Genomic DNA, 17,907 nt, shown 5'->3' on the forward strand with positions numbered 1-17,907 from the left:
GGGCGGAGCGCGCTAACATGATGCATGATCCGCAAACCCAAGGGTGACGTCACTGGAGACGTCATTTCGCCCCCGATCCGCGATCTCGCGCTGCTGCCCGCGCCCGTCGCCAGGATCCGCGACAAGATTCTTGCCGCGACCGAGACTGGCGACATCGAAGCGCTCCGCATTCCGATCGACTGGAATGAGACGCGCCCGCTGTTCGCCAAGAGCGGCGCCTTTAAGGCCGGAACCGATCCCATCGAGATTTTGAAGACGCTTTCCTTCGATCGCAAGGGGCAAGAAACGATTTCGCTCATCCGTTCGATTCTTGCGCAGCCCTTCGTCAAGATCGTGCGCGGGCCCACGACGCTCTATGAATGGCCGGCCTTCGCGCGCCATCCGCAGGCAGCGGCCAATGAGGACGAGGCGCGCGCGAGGTGGCGCTGCGTGCGTTTCGCCGATCTTATAAGCTCCAATGCTGAAGGAAAGCCGCGCGCGACGCGCATCGGCATCGGGTCGGACGGCGTTTGGCACTACTTCTGGAGCGAAGACTAGAAGTTCGCCGAAGCGTTGGGAGACGACGCGGCGGCAATCGCCGCGTCGGGATTGGAGAAGGCCGTTCGGCAGGTTGAACGACCGCCAGCTGCAAAGCATCGAGTTAGATTTCGCGCTCCTGCTCATGCGGCGCGGCGTGCGAGCGACCCTCATCTTCGGCGCGCTTCAGCTCTTCCGCTTCGTCGCCTTCGATCGCCTGCTCGGCGTCCTTCGCCGCTTTGTCGACCTTGCCGCTTTCGACGAATTTTCTCGTCGCCTCGTTATACTGCTTGGCGGCGGTGCGGTTGCCTTCGCCTTCGTTCGTCGGCTGCTCGTCGTTCTGCGCGGTCATTGCATTCTCCTGTCGCTCTTGGCTTCGCGCTAGCTGGCGCGCTGTTCGTTGCGTTTGCGCGTTGCGGCGGCCTTCTTGGCGGAAGCCGAGCGTTCCGAAGCGGGACGCGACGCGGAAGCTTCACCGCCGATCCTGCCGCCCTTGTGCCCCGCCGGATTGCCCGTTTTGGCGCCGCGGCCGGATCCCGATTTCTTGCCGCCGCCGTCGTCCTTGTTGACCGTCGCCCAGGCGCGGCGCTCGGCTTCCTTATCGGGCACGCCGCGTTTCTCGTAGCCTTCCTCGATGTGCTCGGCTTTGCGTTTCTGCTTGTCGGTATAGGCCGACTTGTCTCCCTGCGGCATGGCTCATCTCCTTTTGCGCGCAATTGGGATGAGCGACTAACCGCGCGCGAGTTCTCAATGTTCCGGGCGTTCGCCCAAACTTTGCAAAAGGAGCGTTAGAGCGCCGCGTGAAAGCGCATCGGCGCGCCATGCGAAGGCGTTAGGAGTTCGCCTTCCCACATGACCTTGGCGCCGCGCACGAACGTCCCGACAGGCCAGCCAACGACTTCCTTGCCGTCATAGGGCGTCCAGCCGACGCGCGAAGCGATCCAGGAATTGCGGATCGTCTCGCGCCGCTTCATGTCGACGACGGTGAGATCGGCGTCGTAGCCCACCGCGACGCGCCCCTTGCCGGCGATGCCGAAGAGCCGCGCCGGACCGGCGCTGGTCAGGTCGACGAAGCGCTGCAAGGTCAATCGACCGGCGTTGACGTGATCGAGCAGCAGCGGAACGAGCGTCTGCACGCCCGTCATGCCCGAGGGGCTATTGGGATAAGGCTTGGCCTTCTCTTCAAGCGTATGCGGCGCATGATCGGAGCCGAGCACATCGACGACGCCTTGCGCGACGCCGCGCCAGAGGGCTTCGCGGTGGCGCGCCTCGCGCACCGGCGGATTCATCTGCGCCAGCGTGCCGATCCGCGCATAGTCGCTCGCGTCCATCGTCAAATGATGCGGAGTCACTTCGACGCTGGCGATGTCCTTATGCTCGGCGAGCAGCGCGATCTCTTCTTCGGTCGTCACGTGCAGCACATGCACGAGGGCGCCCTTCTCGCGCGCGATGTTCATGAGCCGACGCGTCGAGCGCACCGCCGTCTCGACGTCGCGCCAGACCGGATGCGACGACGGATCGCCGGAGATGCGCAACGACTTGCGCAGATTCAGCCGGTCTTCGTCTTCGCTGTGAAAGGCGGCGCGCCGGCGCGTATGCGACAGCACTTCCGCGATGCCGGCGTCGTCGGCGATGAGCAGCGAGCCGGTCGAGGAGCCCATGAACACTTTGACGCCGGCCGCGCCAGGAAGCCGCTCCAATTCGCTGAGGTCACGGGCGTTCTCATGCGTGCCGCCGACCCAGAAGGCGAAATCGCAATGCATGCGCCCGGTGGCGCGCGTCACCTTGTCGGCCAGCTCCGCTTCGCCCGTCGTCAGCGGATTGGTGTTGGGCATGTCGAAGACGCCGACGACGCCGCCCAGAACCGCGCCGCGCGATCCCGATTCAAGGTCTTCCTTGTGCGGCGCGCCGGGCTCGCGGAAATGCACCTGGCTGTCGATGACGCCGGGCAGAATATGCAGGCCGCGACAGTCGATCGTCTCACCGGCCGAGGCGCGAGACAGATCGCCGATTTCGGCGATCTTGCCGTCACGAAGGCCGACGTCGCGCGCGCCCTCCCCGTCCTGATTGACGAGCGCGCCGCCGGAGAGGATGACGTCGAAAACCTGCGGCATGAGTGGCGCCTCGCTTGCGATGTCGTCGCGGGGTGGAGTTTTGTTGCTAATGCGCCAAAGGCGCGCGAGACTCAAGCAGCTGGCGGCGGAGGCGGAAGAATGACGACGGCGATTCTGCTCGATGACCGCGCAATCATCGAGGTTGCGGGCGAAGACGCAGGCAAGTTCCTGCATAATCTGGTGACCAACGACGTCACCGCGCTCAAGCCCGGAGAGGCGCGCTACGCCGCGTTGCTGACGCCGCAGGGCAAGATTTTGTTCGATTTTCTGGTCTTTGCCGCGGGCGAAGGAGGCTATCTGCTTGACTGTCCGCTCGCCCTTGCCGCCGATCTCGAAAAACGTCTGAACATTTACAAGTTGCGTTCGAAAGTGACGGTGACGAACCGCAGCGGCGACCTCGAAGCGATCGCCTTTCCCGACCAGACCGAAGCGCCGAAGGTCGAGGCCGTCGTCATCGCCGCCGATCCGCGCGGTCCGCTTGGATTCCGCGCCATCGCGGCAAAAGGCAAAATACCGACGGAGGACGGTCGGAGCGCCTACGAGGCCCGGCGCATTCATGCCGGCGTGCCGCTGGGCGGCGTCGATTTCGACTATGGCGCAACCTTTCCACACGAGGCCAATATGGATCTCCTCGCCGGGATCGATTTCAAGAAGGGCTGTTTCGTCGGCCAGGAGGTGGTGTCGCGGATGAAGCATCGCGGCTTGGTGCGCCGGCGGGTCGCGAAATATCGCGCGCAAGGCGACGCGCCCGGGCCGGGCGAAGCGATCCGCGCCGGCGACGTTGAAATCGGCGTCACAGGCTCGCGACAAGACGGAGAAGGTCTCGCCATGATCCGTCTCGACCGTCTCGGCGACGCCCTGGCCGCTGGTGCGACGCCCGTGGCGGCAGGGGCGACCTTGTCCTTCGAGGAGCCAGGCGCAGCGTAGACTTGGCCGGGCGGCTTCGTCCTGCATCGTGTCGACCACGATGGTCGTCGATCCGGTTTCGGGAACGTCCTCGCAGAACCGCTGATAGAAGCTGAAGGTTATGACGTAAGGGCCCATCTGGGCCGCGCTCCCGCCGCCGAAGGCGGAGTCTGCGAGCCCAAGCCAAGCGTGTATCGGGGCTATCTGACCAGGGAATCGAGCGCGACATCCATGGCGCGGACCAAGGCCATATTGCCGAAGAGAATGACCGCAATGGCGATGACGACGTAAAACACGTCGGTCAACGCAAGGTTTCCGGTCGTGCGCGGGGCGGCGTTCCGTTCAATCGGCTGCACGTCCATTTCGTCTTCCTTCAGCGAAAAAATTACCGTCCTGTCCAGTCTACACGCAAAACGCTCGTTTGATGTGCGAAAACACACAGGCGATGCTCAACGCTTCATCAGCAGATTGGTTGCCTTAATAAACCCACAAAGATTGAAATTTTGTGACATTCGACCCTCAAACTTCATGGCCAGGCGGTTCGCGTCCGCGACACGCTGCGACGCGGCTCGGCTTTCGTTTCGACGGAAAGCTCTATAAGTTCAGGGCTCGAACCGGCTGCAGGCTTATGCTTAGAACGGCCGGGCAAGGGTGGACAGCGCCACAGAGCGAAAGAAGGAAGGGCCACACGTGAGCGGAAGCCTGAACATCAGCGGCCGTACGACCGAAAGCGTCAACGCTCTCGCGGGCGCGCTGGTCGACCGTCTCGTCGCCGGCGCGGCGAAATATCGGATCGCCGTCGAGCGCGGCAGTCTCGGCGAATTGCTGATCGACGCCGGCGCCAAGGTCCCGGGAGGCATTGAGGCCGGCCTGCTGCTCACCGAAATCTGCATGGGCGGACTTGGGCGCGTCACCCTGTCCCACGCGCCCGCCGCGCCCAAATGGCCGTTCTGGCTGACCGTGACCAGCGCCGATCCCGTCGTCGCCTGCCTCGCCAGCCAATATGCCGGCTGGAGCCTGAGCCACGAAAAATTCTTCGCTCTCGGGTCGGGGCCAGGGCGCGCCCAGGCGCGGGCCGAAAAGCTCTTCGATGAATTGACGTATCGCGATCTCGCCGACCGCGTCACCATCGTCCTCGAAAGCGGTTCGCCGCCGCCCAAGGAAGTCGTCGAAAAGGTCGCCGCGCGCTCAGGCGTGACGCCAGACAAAGTCGCCTTCATTTATGCGCCGACGCAGTCGCTCGCCGGCGGCGTTCAGGTGGTCGGCCGGGTGCTCGAAGTCGCGTTGCACAAGGCGCATGAGCTGCATTTTCCGCTCGACGACATTATCGACGGCGTCGCGACGGCGCCGCTCTCGCCGCCCCACCCCGACTTCGTGCAGGCGATGGGCCGCACCAATGACGCGATCATTTATGCGGGGCGCGCGCATCTTTTCGTGAAGGGCTCGGCCGCCGCCGCCAAGGAGCTCGCCGAAAAGCTGCCGAGCGACACCTCGCGCGACTACGGCCGGCCGTTCGCCGAAATCTTCAAGGCGTATAAGGGCGACTTCTATAAGATCGACGGCAGCCTGTTTTCGCCGGCCGAAGCGCTGGTGACGGCGGTCGAGACCGGTGAAACCTTCCGCGCCGGCGAGATCAATCTGGCGCTCTTGGATAAATCGTTTGGCGGGTGATCGCCGGGGCGTTTTGTGACTGCGTTCGACCTGCTCGATAGATCCGACCCCACCGCTCCTTTGAGTGAGGATAGAGGGCCGCCGCCGCGCGTGGCGGTCTTCACCGACAAGCTCGACTGGCATGTGATCCGCACGCTCCGCGCCTTGCGGGCGCAGGGCGCAACGCCCGTCGCCGTAAGGCTCTCCGCCTGCAAGATCGAGACGGGCCGCGCCCAGGGCCTCATCATCCCCGGATGTCGCGACCTGCCCGATCTCGCCATCGTTCGCGCCATCGGCGATGGGTCGCTGGAAGCGATCACCATGCGGCTTGGCGTCCTGCACGCCCTGGAAGCGCTTGGCGTTCCGGTGCTCAACAGCGCACGCGCGATCGAACGCTGCACCGATAAATCCATGGCGAGCTTTCTTCTGGCGCAGGCCGGACTGCCGACGCCGCAGACTTTCGCGGCTCAGACTCTCGCGCAGGCGCGCGCCATCGCGCGGCGCGAATGCGCCAAGGGCCCGCTCGTGATGAAGCCGCTCTTCGGGGCGCAGGGCTGGGGACTGCGACTGATCGAACGCGAAGACGATCTGCCGTCGCTTCAGGAGGCGCGCGGCGTGTTTTATCTGCAGCGCTTCGTCGGCCCGGCGCGGCCGCCATTCGAAGATATGCGCATTCTCGTCTCGGGCGGCGACATCATCGCCGCCATGCGCCGGCGCTCGAGCCATTGGATCACCAATGTGCGGCAAGGGGCGAAACCAGTCGCCGTCGAGCCCTCAGTACGGGAGGCGGAGATCGCGCTCGCCGCCGCCGCGGCGCTCGGCGTCGACTTCGCCGGCGTCGACATCATCAATGATGAGCGCGGCGCGCCGCTTATTCTCGAAGTCAACAGCATGGCGGGCTGGAGCGGACTGCAGCGGGTGACGCCCTTCTCGATCGCCGACAGAGTCACGGCCGACGCGCTTGCGCAAATGACGCGCATGCGCCTTCGCGGCTGACGTGGCGAATTTCGCGGCCGACCCGCAAGAGATCGCGACCGGCTTCGTCGCCGCCTGCGAGGCGGAGCTGCAGGCGCCCAAGCCCGGCAACGTCCATGTCTTCGCCGACGGCCATGGCATGACCACGGCGGATTTCCTCGCCAGCGCCAAAGCCGCCGCGCCCTTCATCGCCGCGGCGCAATCGACCGTTGGCGCGCGCATCGCCGGCGCGGTCGAGGCGACGCGGGCGCGCGTCGGGCAGAACACCAATCTCGGCATTATCTTGCTCTGCGCGCCGCTGGCCCAGGCCGCCGCGACCGCGCAAAGCGCCGATCTACGCCGGGAGACCGGGCGCGTGCTGCAGGCGCTCGACATCAACGACGCCGACGCGGCGTTTCGCGCCATCGCCCACGCGCGGCCGGCGGGGCTTGGAGATGCGCCGCAGCATGACGTCCATGCGCCGGCGCAAACGACTCTCCTCGAAGCGATGCGGGCCGCCGCCGACCGAGACCGCATCGCCTGGCAATACGCCAATGGCTTTGGTGATATTTTCGACCTTGGCCTTAAGACCCTCGCGGAGGCGCGCGCGCGCGGCGCCGATGCGTCGCTCGGAACGCTCGCCGTCTATGCGGCTTTTCTCGCCGCTTTTCCCGATAGCCATATCGCGCGCAAGCATGGCCTCGCCGCCGCCGAGGCGGTCCGCGGCGAGGCGACGCCTTTTACAAAGAGTCTCAAGAGCGCCAAAGGCCGCGCGGCGGCGTTCGATCTGGCGTTGGACTTCGATCGCGCGCTCAAACAGCGTGGGTTGAATCCCGGCACAAGCGCCGATCTGACCGTCGCGGTTCTTTTCGCCGATTATCTTGGGGCCATCTTGGCAAGGCCGCGCAAAAATGGTTGAGTCCGCCGCGCGCGGGATGGACTCGCGGCTATCTGACCACCGGTCGGATCGGGCTTTTTCGCTCGGCGCCGAAGAGGGGATAGAATCGCTCGGGGCCGAATGGCGCGCGCGATCATGAGGAATTCTGGGAGGAACACATGGCTTTAATCAACAAAATGCTGGTCGGCGAGTCGCTGGTCGGCGACGGCAATGAAGTTGCGCATATCGATCTGATCATGGGGCCGCGCGGCTCCGCGGCCGAGCTCGCTTTCGCCAACGCGCTCGTCAACAACAAGGACGGCTTCACGACGCTGCTCGCCGTCGTCGCCCCGAACCTGCTGTGCAAGCCCAACACGATCCTCTTCAACAAGGTGACGATCAAGGGCGCCAAGCAGGCCGTGCAGATGTTCGGCCCGGCGCAGCATGGCGTCGCCAAGGCCGTTGCGGATTCGGTCGCCGAGGGCGTGATCCCGGTCGACGAAGCCGACGACATCTTCATTGCGGTCGGCGTGTTCATTCACTGGGACGCTTCGGACGACAAGAAGATCCAGGACTACAATTATACCGCGACGAAGGAAGCGATCGCGCGCGCCGTCAAGGGCGAGCCGAAGGCTTCGGAAGTCGTCGCCAAGCGCAACGAAGCCAAGCACCCCTTCGCGCCGAACTGAACCGCGTAGGAACATGCGCAGCGGGGAGCCGAACGCTCCCCGCCGCCGCGCTCGCAGCCGACCGACGCCGCCGCTCAAGCGGCCAAGCATCGACGCTGCAAAACGATGACGCCGCAGAGTTCTAAAGTCTGGCGCGCGGGGGCGGCCGCCAGCAGAAATTTCGTCTTCCCTGAGGGGAGACTCAACGAGCAATAGGGGCATTCCGCGCGCGCAAAGTCGACGCCGCAGGGACGCGAACGCACCGGAAGGGATGGATTATGGCTTCGTTCTTTGAGAAAATACTGGGCGCGCTTTTTCCGAAGCCGTCATCCGGCTTCACGTCGAGCACCGGCAAGACCAGCGTCGGCGAATCGCTCGTCGGCGACGGCAATGAGGTCGCGCACATCGACCTGATCATGGGTCCGCGCGGCTCCGCCGCGGAGAAGGCCTTCGCCAATGGCCTCGTCAACAACAAGGACGGCTTTACGACGCTGCTCGCGGTCGTCGCGCCGAACCTGTTGGTGAAGCCCTATACGATGATGTTCAACAAAGTGACCATCAAGAACGCCAAGCAGGCGGTTCAGATGTTCGGCCCGGCGCAATATGGCGTCGCCAAAGCGGTCGCCGACAGCCTCGCCGAGGGCGTCATTCCGATGAGCCAGGCGGATGATCTCTTCATCTGCGTCGGCGTGTTCATCCATTGGGACGCCAACGACGATCAGAAGATTCAGGACTTCAACTACACCGCGACGAAGGAAGCCATCGCCCGCGCGATGAAAGGCGATCCGAGCGCGCGCAGCGTGTTGTCGGCCCGCGTCACCGCGAAACATCCTTTCGCCGCCAACTGATCTTTGGCGGTTCGCTTGCCAAGGGAGCCTCAGGGCTCCCTTTTTTTTTGTGCGCCGACGCAAAGCGATCGAGATCGGCGCGCGTCAGAGCGCCGTCGTGCAGCGCCGTCGCGACAAGCGCGCCAGCGGCGCCGATCGCTTCAAGCCGTTCAAGATCGTCCGCGCCGCGAACGCCGCCTGCGGCAAAGACGCGCCGATCGCCCGCACGCTCGATGATGTGCGAAATTCGCGCGAAGTCGGGACCCGCGCCGACGCCGACGCGCGTGAGCGTCATGACGATGACCCGTCGCGGCCACAGCCTGGGGCATTGGTCGAGCGCATCGGGACCCAAAAAAACCTCGTCGCGAAAATCGAGCGACAGAACGACATTGGGATCATGCTTGGTCGCATGCAGGGAGTCGCCGTTGCGCAAGCATTCGCTGCCGATTACACAATCGACGCGCGCTGCGCCGCGCCAGTCGCAGGACGCGGCGCCGGCGTCGACCATAAAGCGAAGCGATGGAAATCGCTCCGTCAACGCGCCGATCTCGCGGCGGTTGTCGCCGCGTCCCTCGATCGCGTCGAGATCGGCGATATAGATTTTCTCGAATGGATGAAGCGTCAGGAAACCGGCGACGACATCGGCCGGCGCGCTTGTCGACGCAAGCGGCGTAGAGATTGGCTTGTAGCTGTCGCGGTCGCCGGCGCGCGCGCGCATGACCGCGCCGTTGCGAATATCGATGACGGGGATGATCTGCATGGGGCATTATAGCGCGTCGCGATCCCGCGACGTCCGGCGAGCCTCATGATTCATCTTAGCCTGCGTCTTGCGCTTTTCTTGCTCGTTTTCGCCGACGCCGCTGCGGCGCAAGCGCCGCCGCAACAAAGCCAGCCAGATTGGCCGTGCCGACAGGTGCGCGTGCCCGAGCTCGCGGTCGGGGGCGTCTGGGCCGGTCCGCCGCTCGACGCCGCTATGAAACATTGGCGCGATGATGTGGCGATCGCCGATCTTGTCACCCGCCTCGCGCAGCGACGCACGCAGATGGACGAAGCGGAGACGCTTATCGCGCAATTCGCCAAATCGGCGGGCGACAAGCGCAAGGAGCGCCTGACGACGCTTTTCGCCGGCGTCTATGAGCGCATGAATGACGAGCGGCGCGACCTGGTCAACGGTCTCGATCGTTTTGGCCGGCGGCTGAAAGCCATGGCGGAGACGGCGCGCCAGGAGACGCAGACGCTGCGCGACCTGCAGGATCAAAAGCCGCAGGATTCCGAAGCGATTAAAAAGGCGAGCGAAGCCGTGCAGTGGCGGCTGCGCCTCTTCGAGGAGCAGCGGCGCATGGTCGGATATGTGTGCGAGAGCCCGGCGCTGATCGAGCAACGTTTTGGAACGCTCGCGCGCGCAATCCAGCAGGCGATGGAGTGAGATGGCACCGTTGAGCCGTTGTTCGACGTGTCATTCCCGGCAGGCCCACGGCCTGACCGGGAATCCAGAAGTGTGAGTGAGCGCTGGCCTTGCTCTGGATTCCCGATCGCTTCGCTCACGCGAAGCGTCGGGAATGACCTACGAGTCACAATTGAAATCGCGCCCTACTCGCGCGGCTCGGGCTGGCGCTCCTCGAGCGGATGGCCCGCCTGCTCCCAGGCGTCGGCGCCGGGCGGATACCACAGCACATGCGTATAACCGAGGGTGAGCGCGCGTTTCGCGGCGTTCCAGGACGCCCAGCAATTGGTGCGGCAATAGAAGACGAGCGGCTTCGATTTGTCGCCGCCGCTGGCGCGCGCCACGCCTTGCTCGAAGTAGCGCGCCATCGGTTCGGAGAGTTCGCCAAAACCGGTGTCGGGAAGCCAGATGCTGCCGGGAATGTCGAAGCGCTTTGGATCGCGCCATACCGCATTCTTCGGCAGGCCTTCCGGCTTTGGCGGCCGCGACAGCGCGTCGATGAAAACCGCTTTCTTGCCGCTCCACAGTTCAAACGCCTGCGGGGTGTCGAGGACGGTCGCGCCCTTAAGCGTCGCCGGCGTCGGCGCGTGATAATTGTCGAGGCGGTAGCCTTCCGGCTCAGGCGGCGTTTGGGCGTTAGCCGGCGCGGCGCAAAGCGCAACCGCCGCGCAAAGCGCGAGAAGGCCGCTCGCCAAATGTTTCGCCAGACTCATCACGGAGCCGTGATCGCATGTCCCGACTCATCGAGCAACGGGACTTCAAAATCGCGAAGGATGCGCTCCAGCTCGATCTTGTTTTGGGCGATCAGCGTATTGAGTTCGCGCTTCCAGTTCTGATCGGAATGGCGAACCCCGAAGCCGATGCGGAAGGCCATGCGGGCGCCGGGCGTCTCCGGCAGCGGCGTCACATTGAGCTTCACGCTCGATTGTTTGGCGTAGTAGCCGGCGATCGGTCCCCACAGCAGCGCGACGTCGATCTCGCCCTTTTCGAGATCATGCATCATCGCCGCGCCGGAGGATTCGACGCGCGTGTCGACCATCAGCGCATAGGGCTTCACCGACGCCATCAGACCATTCATCGCCAGCACATTGCCGGGCGGCGTGTTGGCGACAAGGCCGATGCGATGCGGCTTATCCTTCAGACGCGGATCGTCGAGCGTCTTTAAGCCGTCAAGCTCCGAGCCCGCGCGGGTCACGATGGCGTAGGTCGTCCGGTAATAGGGATTGGTGGTCTGCACGAGGTCATTGCCCTGCGGCATGCCGAGGATGACGTCGCAAAGATGCGCGTTGAGCGTGTTGCGCACAAAGCCGGTGGCGCCCGGATAATAAGTATAGGCGAGATCCTTGCCGAGCTTCTTGGCAAGGAATTCGGCGATCTTGTTCTCGAAGCCTTCGCCCTTGTCGTTTGAAAAGGGAAGATTGCTCGGATCGGCGCACACGCGCAGCGTCTTGGGATCGACGAGTTCGATCGAACCCTGATTATCGTCGCCCTTGGCGCCGGCGACGGGCCCCATATGCTGCGCCGAGGCGGGGGCCGCCACAAAGAGGATTGCGGCGGCCCAGCCCGTCGAGAGCAGCGCGGAAAAACCGCGCCGATGCGTGAAGCGGATCATGCGATCGTATCGACGCTCTTACTTCTGATTCATGCACTCGGTCTCGGCCTTGGCGAAGGCCTCCGGGCGGTCTTCCTTCTTCCCCGGACGGCCGGGCTCGATGGCGCCGGTCGAGAGGGCGCGCAGATAGACGTAGAGATCGTCGATGTAGCAGGAGGCGTTCTTGTTGTCGGCGAAGGCCGGCATAACGCTGTTGCCGTTCTGGCGCCCGCCGATGACGATGCCGGCGAATTCGGCATAGTCGAACCGCTTCACCGAATCCTTGAGCGCCGGCGCATAGGTCGAGCCGCCGCCATTGGGGCCGTGGCAGACGTGGCATTCCGCGTGATAGCGGCGATAGCCGGAGAAGGTGTACCAGTCCACCTTGCCGTCGGGGCCGACGTTGAAGGTGGGGTCGCCTTTGGCGTCGAAATATTTGCCGTCGGTCGATTTGACGGCCTTGGGGTCTCCCGGCGCCTCGGCCATTGCGGAGGTCCCCACGCACATGATGACGCCCAGAGCCAACGCTCCGGCAAGCGACGATCTCATTACCTCTCTCCTTGGTCTATTCTCTTCCCACACAGTGTAAACGCCGACGCTCGGCGGCACCTTGACGGTGCGCCGAGCGCCGGCTTTTTATTGCTTCGCGTCTTGCTTAGTTTGGCAGAGCGAAGACAGTCAAGACGCCGCCAAGAGCCGTATAGTTGGCCAACGACGCGTAGTTGCCCACGGCGCCGAGTCCCTCGTTGCTCTTGGAGAGGCCAGCCGCCAAGCCGATGCCGGCCCAGCCGCCAACGCCCGAGAGCACTGCGACGTACTGCTTACCGCCGGACTCATAGGTGGTGACGTTGCCGATGATTCCCGACGGAGTCTTGTACTTATAGAGCTCCTTGCCGGTCTTGGTGTCGACGGCCTTCAGATAGCCCTCGAGCGTGCCGTAGAAGGTGACGCCGCCGTCCGTTGACGTCGCGCCGCCCCAGACCGAGAACTGCTCCTTATTGGACCAGACGATCTTTCCGACCTTGGCGTCCCAGGCGATGAAGTTGCCGGTGTGGGTCTCGCCCTTGTCCTTGCCCGCCGGGAACATTTCCAGCGTCGCGCCGACGTAGGGCTGGCCCGCCGTATAGCTCACGCGGAACGGCTCATAGTCCATGCAGACGTGGTTGGTCGGAACCAGGAAGAGTCCCGTCGTCGCGTCGTAGCTCGCCGGCTGCTGGTCCTTGGAGCCAAGCGCCGCCGGGCAGACATACTGCGTATTGACGTCTTCGCCGTTCTGTTCGGTCGAATATTTCGCCACGCCGAGCGGACGGCCATAGGTCTTGGACGACTTGTCCATGTCGACCTTGCTCGCCCAGTTCACCGCGGGATCGAATTTCTCGGCGACCAGCAGCTCGCCGGTGACGCGGTCAAGCGTATAGGCGAAGCCGTTGCGGTCGAAGTGGACGAGAGTCTTGCGCTTCTGGCCGCCCATGTCCTGGTCGGCGAGAATCATCTCGTTGATGCCGTCATAATCCCACTCGTCGTGGGGCGTCATCTGGTAAACCCACTTCGCCTTGCCGGTGTCGAGGTCGCGCGCCCAGATGGTCATGGACCAGCGATTGTCGCCCGGACGCTGCTTGGGGTTCCAGGTCGAGGGATTGCCCGAGCCGTAGTAGACGAGATTGAGGTCCGGATCGTAGCTGTACCAGCCCCAGGTGGTGCCGCCGCCGATCTTCCACTGCTCGCCTTCCCAGGTCGTGATGCCTGAGTCCTTTTCGACCGGCTTGCCGAGATGGGTGGTCTTGCCCGGCTCGATCAGCGTGTCGGCGTCGGGGCCCATCGAATAGCCGCGCCACACCTGCTGGCCGGTCTTCACGTCATAGGCCGTGATGTGGCCGCGCACGCCGAATTCGCCGCCGGCGATGCCCACGAACACCTTGTCCTTGAAGACATGCGGCGCCGCGGTCGAAGTCTGGCCCTTGGAGGGGTCGCCGTTCTTGACCGACCAGAGGAGCTTGCCGGATTTGGCGTCGAGCGCGACGAGCGTGGTGTCGGCCTGCGCCAGGAAAATCTTGCCATCGCCATAGGCGAGGCCGCGGTTGACCGTGTCGCAGCACATCACGGGCACGACCGACGGATCTTGCTTGGGCTCATACTTCCAGAGGATCTTGTGGTCCGGATCCTTCAGGTCGAGCGCATAGACGTTGTTGGGGAACGGCGTATGCAGATACATCACGTCGCCGATGACGAGCGGCGCGCCTTCATGGCCGCGCAGAACGCCGGTGGAGAACTGCCACGCCGGCGCGAGCTTGCCAACGTTCTCGGTCGTGATCTGCTTAAGAGCGGAATGGCGCAGGTTGCCGTAATCACCCGTCGGCATCACCCACTGCTTGGGGTCTTTCTGCAGGGTCTGCAAATCGTCGGCCTTCGCCGCCCCGGCGAGCGCGAGTACGGCCACCGAAGTCGACAACAACAGTTTATGCATGAGCTTTTCCTCCTGACGACGCCCGGGGCGCATTTTTTATGCGCCGCCGCCGACGTCGTGCCTCCTAGGCGCCTCGACATTGGGAAGGCGATTTCCGTTTATGTCTCAAGCCGGCGGGACAAAACGTCCGCCAGCGGCGAGAAGCTCCCGGTTCCCGTCCGGAAGACATCTTTTAACTCGGAAACGGCGGGATAATATGTCGCTAGCTCTTGAATCGCAATCGCAAAAAACAATGGCGCGGCCGTGCGATGCAGCGCATCGGCCAGCCCATGAAACAGTCAAGGCGAACAACATGTTGCGTCGCATGCTGGCGCTTGTCGCGGCGCTCGCGCCGCTCGTCGCCGGGTATCCCGCCCGCGCCTTCTCCTTAAGCGAAATCGCCCCCGGGGTTTATGCGCATCAGGGCGAAACTTCCCTCATGACCCGGGAAAATATGGGCGACATCGCCAATCTCGGCGCCATCGTCGGGGACGAAGCGGTCGCGGTGATCGATACCGGCGGCAGCCTGATCGAAGGCCGCGCCTTCCTCGCGGCGCTGCGCGAAAAGACGCAAAAGCCCATTCGCTACGTCATCAACACCCACGCGCATCCCGACCACACATTCGGCAATGGGGCCTTCGTCGAGACCGGCGCGACCTTCGTCGGGCACAAGAATCTGCCGCGTGCGCTCGCGGCGCGCGGGCCGCATTATCTTTCGGCCTTCCGCGCCCAGATGGGCGACGCCCTCGACGGCGTCACGATCGTGCCCCCGACATTGACCGTCGACCAGACGCTGACGCTCGATCTCGGCCATCGCGAGATCGTGCTGCAGGCGTGGCGCACGGCGCATAGCGAATGCGATCTGACCATTCTCGATCCGAAAATCGGCGTGCTCTTTTCCGGCGATCTGCTCTTTCTCCAACATGTGCCGGTCGTCGACGGCAGCCTCCTCGGCTTTCTCGACGTCGCGGACAGGCTCGCGGCGATCAAGGCGACGCAGGTCGTCGCCGGGCATGGCCCCCTCCCCGCGCCCTGGCCGAAGGCGCTCGAGGACCAGCGCGCCTATCTGATGCGGCTGACCGCCGATCTTCGCGCCGCGATCAAGCAGGGCGAGGGCGTCGCCTCCGCCGCGAAAACCGCCGGGACCGAGGAGCGGGAGAAATGGCGGCTCTTCGACGATTACAACGCCCGCAACGCCACGGCGGGATTCGCCGAGCTGGAGTGGGAAGGGCCGTGAGGATGACTTTGTCACGTGACGGCGAGCGGGGTTCGCGCTTATTCTTGCCACTAGATCAGCGCTCTTGCCGTCATTGCGAGGAGCTTTATTCGAAGTCGGGTATACCCGACTTCGCAAGAAACCGACGCAGCAATCCAGAGCCGGGCGCCTTTCAATGGATTGCTTCGCTACGCTCGCAATGACGCACTCGCTTGGAGGATGCCGGATATGAACACAGCAGCCCGTTCCGCCGCCGGCGCCCTCCTCGCGCTTCTTGCGACCGCGGCCCTCGCCCAAACCGCGCCCGATCCCTGGCCCGAACTTGTCGTCGACATCTTTCACAGCCGCCCGATCGCGGCGGCTGACGGCGTCGTAACGCTCGACGCGCCGGCGCGGGCCGAGGACGCGGCGATCGTGCCGATGACCATGCGCTTCGCCGACCCGACGCAAATCAAGGTCGCGACGCTGGTCATCGACCAGAACCCGATGCCAATGGCGGCAGCCTTCACGCTCGGCGACACATCCGGCGTCGGCTTCATCGAAACCCGCGTGCGGGTGAACTCCTATTCCAACGTCCATGCGGTGGCGGAAACGGGCGACGGCAAGCTGCGCGCCGACGCAAAATTCGTCAAAGCCTCGGGCGGCTGTTCGGCGCCCGCCGGCAAGGATCAGGACGAGGCGGTCGCCAATATCGGCAAGATGAAATATCGCGAGTTCAAGAGCGCCGATCCGGCAAAGCGCGAAGCGCAGATCATGGTCCGCCACCCAAACGCCTCCGGCATGCAGATGGACCCGGTCTCGCGCGCCTATCTGCCGGCGCATTTCATCGACTCTGTTGAAGTCTTTCAGGGCGATGCGCCGATCTTCAAAATGGAAGGCGGCATCTCACTCTCTGAAGACCCGACCTTCCGCTTCACCTATGCGCCGAACGGCGCGAAGACGATCCGCGTCGAAGCGCATGACAACAAGGGCGGCGTCTACAAGGGCGAATGGCCGATCGGCGAAGCGTCATAGAGCGCTTATCGATCACATCGAACAATGTGATCGATAAGGAATCGCTCAAAATCATTGGAGCAGGTTCTCATCGAAAAAGTCTGTCAACTTTTTCGGAACCTGCTCAAGGCCGCGCTCAATAGGTCGCTGCGAGATAATCGACGATCGCGGCGGCGTCGGGCTCGTCGATCTGCGCATGGTAGGACGCGATCATCTTCTTCACGACGCCTTCCCAGAACGCCCGGCCCATCTTCGGCGGCTGGCGCTCGATATAATCGACGGAGTGGCAGGCGGCGCAATTGTTCTGCGCGGTTTCCTGTCCTGGTCCGGCGCGCAGCGCCGCCGTCGTCTCTTCCGGCAGCGAATAGGTCAACGTCTCGGCGGCGCAGAGCGCCGGCGCGAGAGACGCGGCCGTCGCCATCAGGATGAGCATTTTGCGAAAGCGCGGCATGTTTTCGTTAGACCGCCTCTATCCGAACCGTCTCCACCACGTGCCGCATATAGCCGGCGTGGTTCCATAAGGGCGCCAAGGGCTGCGACTGGCCGGCGCGATTGACGGCGCGGGATTTCAAATGATGCACGCCCGGCCGCAGCGACAGCTCTGTCCGCCATTCGCGGAAGGAATACCGGCCAAGATCCTCGCCCAGCCGAGCCGCGGTCCAGTTCGCGCCGTCGTCGGCTGAGAGCAGCACGGCTTCGATGCCATGGCCGCCATCGAAGGCGATGCCCCTGACTTCGAAGGCGACATGCGCCGCGACCTTCGCGTCTTCGGCCGGCCGCGTCACGAAGCTGCGGACATTGAGCCGCTTGATCGGCCGCGTCGCCCCCTTTGGCGCGCCGGGCGTGACGCAGACGCAGTCATTATCGGGGATGCGATAGGCGCTCGACATCCAGAAGCCGCTAAAATCGCTGTCGAGCACTTCGATGTCGTTGAGGTGCTTCACCCAATAGGTGCCGTAACAGCCGGGAACCACCAGCCGCAACGGGAAGCCGTTGAGCCATGGCAGGTCTTCGCCATTCATCGCGTAGGCGAGCATCACTTCGCCGTCGCCGGCATGGCCGAGGTCGAGCGCCTTGACGAAATCCGGCGTCTCCGGCGCCACTGGCGCGTCGAGCCCGTTGAAGGCGACGGATTGAGCGCCCGGCTTCGGGCCGGCCTTTTCGAGCAGCGTTTTGAGCGCGACGCCGCGCCAACGGGCGTTGCCCATCGCGCCATGGCCAAACTGTCCGCCGCCGACGCGCGGCTCCACGAAGCCGCGGCTGTTGCCCGAACATTGATTGACGGCGACGATCTCGACTGGCTCGAAGTCGCGCTTGAGGTCTGCAAGCGAGAGCGACAGCGGCGTCTCGACATGGCCCCGCACCTCGAGACGAAAGGTTTCCGGATCAATGCTGAGCGGGACGCCGGCGAGGTGATAGCGGACAAAAAAGGCGTCGTTGGGCGTTAACAGGCCTTCGTCGTAAACGGAGAAAGGGGTTTCGAGTTGAGGCGGCCTGACGGTCTGCTCGATCAGCGCCCGCTTCCCGGGGTAGCGCACGAGGGGCCGGTCGCCATTGGCGAACCCCAGTCGCGCGCCTTCCGCCCCAACCGCACGCCGTCCATCAAACGATGAGAGAGCCGCGAGGCCAAGGCTTGCGCCTCGCAGAAATGATCGCCTGCTCGTGGCTCGGGGCATCATTCACGCCGCTCGCGGCCGGCGCCTTGCGG

General features: G+C 64.2%; 21 protein-coding genes. 10 read left to right on the forward strand and 11 right to left on the reverse strand.

Going from position 1 to position 17,907, the window contains the following annotated elements:
* The first annotated feature begins 24 nt into the window (after positions 1-24).
* Positions 25-537 (forward strand): hypothetical protein, encoded by a 513-nt coding sequence (locus tag ACPS74_RS08650; protein ID WP_029650428.1) that lies wholly within the window; start codon positions 25-27, stop codon positions 535-537.
* A 103-nt stretch (positions 538-640) separates the two neighbouring features.
* Here the strand turns inward: ACPS74_RS08650 and ACPS74_RS08655 are convergent, their stop codons facing one another.
* From ACPS74_RS08655 to ACPS74_RS08665, 3 genes are all read right to left on the reverse strand, one after another.
* Positions 641-868 carry a hypothetical protein gene (locus ACPS74_RS08655; RefSeq protein WP_029650426.1) on the reverse strand — a complete coding sequence of 76 codons (228 nt, stop codon included), beginning with the start codon at positions 866-868 and terminating at the stop codon, positions 641-643.
* Positions 869-897: 29 nt separating this feature from the next.
* Positions 898-1,209 carry a hypothetical protein gene (locus tag ACPS74_RS08660; RefSeq protein WP_029650424.1) on the reverse strand — a complete coding sequence of 104 codons (312 nt, stop codon included), beginning with the start codon at positions 1,207-1,209 and terminating at the stop codon, positions 898-900.
* Positions 1,210-1,304: 95 nt separating this feature from the next.
* Positions 1,305-2,630 (reverse strand): dihydroorotase, encoded by a 1,326-nt coding sequence (locus ACPS74_RS08665; protein WP_029650422.1) that lies wholly within the window; start codon positions 2,628-2,630, stop codon positions 1,305-1,307.
* Positions 2,631-2,729: 99 nt separating this feature from the next.
* Here ACPS74_RS08665 and ACPS74_RS08670 point away from each other — a divergent pair, with 99 nt between their 5' ends.
* Positions 2,730-3,557, forward strand: coding sequence for a YgfZ/GcvT domain-containing protein (locus ACPS74_RS08670; protein ID WP_029650421.1), 828 nt, complete (start codon positions 2,730-2,732; stop codon positions 3,555-3,557).
* A gap of 179 nt (positions 3,558-3,736) precedes the next feature.
* On the opposite strand, the gene ACPS74_RS08675 is transcribed toward ACPS74_RS08670, so the two are convergent.
* A complete protein-coding gene (locus ACPS74_RS08675; protein WP_157055246.1) occupies positions 3,737-3,898 on the reverse strand; it encodes a hypothetical protein in 162 nt (53 codons plus the stop codon).
* Positions 3,899-4,226: 328 nt separating this feature from the next.
* Here ACPS74_RS08675 and mch point away from each other — a divergent pair, with 328 nt between their 5' ends.
* From mch to fae (ACPS74_RS08700), 5 genes are all read left to right on the forward strand, one after another.
* On the forward strand, positions 4,227-5,207 hold the full coding sequence (gene mch / locus ACPS74_RS08680) for a methenyltetrahydromethanopterin cyclohydrolase (RefSeq protein WP_029650420.1): 981 nt from the start codon (positions 4,227-4,229) through the stop codon (positions 5,205-5,207).
* A gap of 15 nt (positions 5,208-5,222) precedes the next feature.
* Complete coding sequence (locus ACPS74_RS08685) at positions 5,223-6,182, forward strand: ATP-grasp domain-containing protein (protein WP_425622369.1); 960 nt, start codon at positions 5,223-5,225, stop codon at positions 6,180-6,182.
* A 1-nt stretch (position 6,183) separates the two neighbouring features.
* Positions 6,184-7,059 carry a triphosphoribosyl-dephospho-CoA synthase gene (locus ACPS74_RS08690; RefSeq protein ID WP_029650417.1) on the forward strand — a complete coding sequence of 292 codons (876 nt, stop codon included), beginning with the start codon at positions 6,184-6,186 and terminating at the stop codon, positions 7,057-7,059.
* Positions 7,060-7,196: 137 nt separating this feature from the next.
* Positions 7,197-7,706, forward strand: coding sequence for a formaldehyde-activating enzyme (fae, locus tag ACPS74_RS08695; protein ID WP_018406101.1), 510 nt, complete (start codon positions 7,197-7,199; stop codon positions 7,704-7,706).
* A gap of 257 nt (positions 7,707-7,963) precedes the next feature.
* Positions 7,964-8,533, forward strand: coding sequence for a formaldehyde-activating enzyme (gene fae, locus ACPS74_RS08700; RefSeq protein WP_018406102.1), 570 nt, complete (start codon positions 7,964-7,966; stop codon positions 8,531-8,533).
* Here fae (ACPS74_RS08700) and ACPS74_RS08705 read toward each other — a convergent pair.
* Entirely contained in the window at positions 8,502-9,272 is a 771-nt protein-coding gene (locus tag ACPS74_RS08705; protein ID WP_029652126.1) for a HisA/HisF-related TIM barrel protein, read from the reverse strand. The two genes, fae (ACPS74_RS08700) and ACPS74_RS08705, sit on opposite strands and share 32 nt — an antisense overlap.
* A gap of 45 nt (positions 9,273-9,317) precedes the next feature.
* Between ACPS74_RS08705 and ACPS74_RS08710 the strand changes: the two genes are divergently transcribed.
* Entirely contained in the window at positions 9,318-9,938 is a 621-nt protein-coding gene (locus ACPS74_RS08710) for a hypothetical protein (protein WP_029652127.1), read from the forward strand.
* Positions 9,939-10,102: 164 nt separating this feature from the next.
* Here ACPS74_RS08710 and ACPS74_RS08715 read toward each other — a convergent pair whose 3' ends face one another.
* The 4 genes from ACPS74_RS08715 to xoxF5 form a co-directional block, all read right to left on the reverse strand.
* On the reverse strand, positions 10,103-10,669 hold the full coding sequence (locus tag ACPS74_RS08715; protein ID WP_029652129.1) for a PQQ-dependent catabolism-associated CXXCW motif protein: 567 nt from the start codon (positions 10,667-10,669) through the stop codon (positions 10,103-10,105).
* Positions 10,669-11,568 (reverse strand): substrate-binding domain-containing protein, encoded by a 900-nt coding sequence (locus tag ACPS74_RS08720; RefSeq protein WP_029652130.1) that lies wholly within the window; start codon positions 11,566-11,568, stop codon positions 10,669-10,671. Before ACPS74_RS08720 ends, ACPS74_RS08715 begins: the two co-directional genes overlap by 1 nt.
* Positions 11,569-11,586: 18 nt before the next feature.
* Positions 11,587-12,054 (reverse strand): c-type cytochrome, methanol metabolism-related, encoded by a 468-nt coding sequence (locus tag ACPS74_RS08725; protein ID WP_029652131.1) that lies wholly within the window; start codon positions 12,052-12,054, stop codon positions 11,587-11,589.
* 148 nt (positions 12,055-12,202) lie between these two features.
* Positions 12,203-14,011: a lanthanide-dependent methanol dehydrogenase XoxF5 gene (gene xoxF5 / locus ACPS74_RS08730; protein WP_029652132.1), complete on the reverse strand. Its 1,809-nt coding sequence runs from the start codon at positions 14,009-14,011 to the stop codon at positions 12,203-12,205.
* Between the two features lie 292 nt (positions 14,012-14,303).
* On the opposite strand from xoxF5, the gene ACPS74_RS08735 reads away from it, so the two are divergent.
* Together ACPS74_RS08735 and ACPS74_RS08740 are read left to right on the forward strand one after the other, a co-directional pair.
* The gene (locus ACPS74_RS08735; RefSeq protein WP_029652133.1) at positions 14,304-15,227 is read left to right on the forward strand and encodes a quinoprotein relay system zinc metallohydrolase 2; all 924 of its coding nucleotides are present in this window, start codon (positions 14,304-14,306) and stop codon (positions 15,225-15,227) included.
* A gap of 198 nt (positions 15,228-15,425) precedes the next feature.
* Positions 15,426-16,220 (forward strand): quinoprotein dehydrogenase-associated SoxYZ-like carrier, encoded by a 795-nt coding sequence (locus ACPS74_RS08740; RefSeq protein ID WP_051381867.1) that lies wholly within the window; start codon positions 15,426-15,428, stop codon positions 16,218-16,220.
* 115 nt (positions 16,221-16,335) lie between these two features.
* Here the strand turns inward: ACPS74_RS08740 and ACPS74_RS08745 are convergent, their stop codons facing one another.
* Positions 16,336-16,650 (reverse strand): cytochrome c, encoded by a 315-nt coding sequence (locus tag ACPS74_RS08745; protein ID WP_029652097.1) that lies wholly within the window; start codon positions 16,648-16,650, stop codon positions 16,336-16,338.
* Between the two features lie 7 nt (positions 16,651-16,657).
* Positions 16,658-17,875 carry a molybdopterin-dependent oxidoreductase gene (locus tag ACPS74_RS08750; RefSeq protein WP_370646337.1) on the reverse strand — a complete coding sequence of 406 codons (1,218 nt, stop codon included), beginning with the start codon at positions 17,873-17,875 and terminating at the stop codon, positions 16,658-16,660.
* Between the last annotated feature and the right edge of the window lie 32 nt (positions 17,876-17,907).

It is taken from the genome of Methylocystis sp. SB2, assembly GCF_049817085.1.
Taxonomy (GTDB): Bacteria; Pseudomonadota; Alphaproteobacteria; order Rhizobiales; family Beijerinckiaceae; genus Methylocystis; species Methylocystis rosea.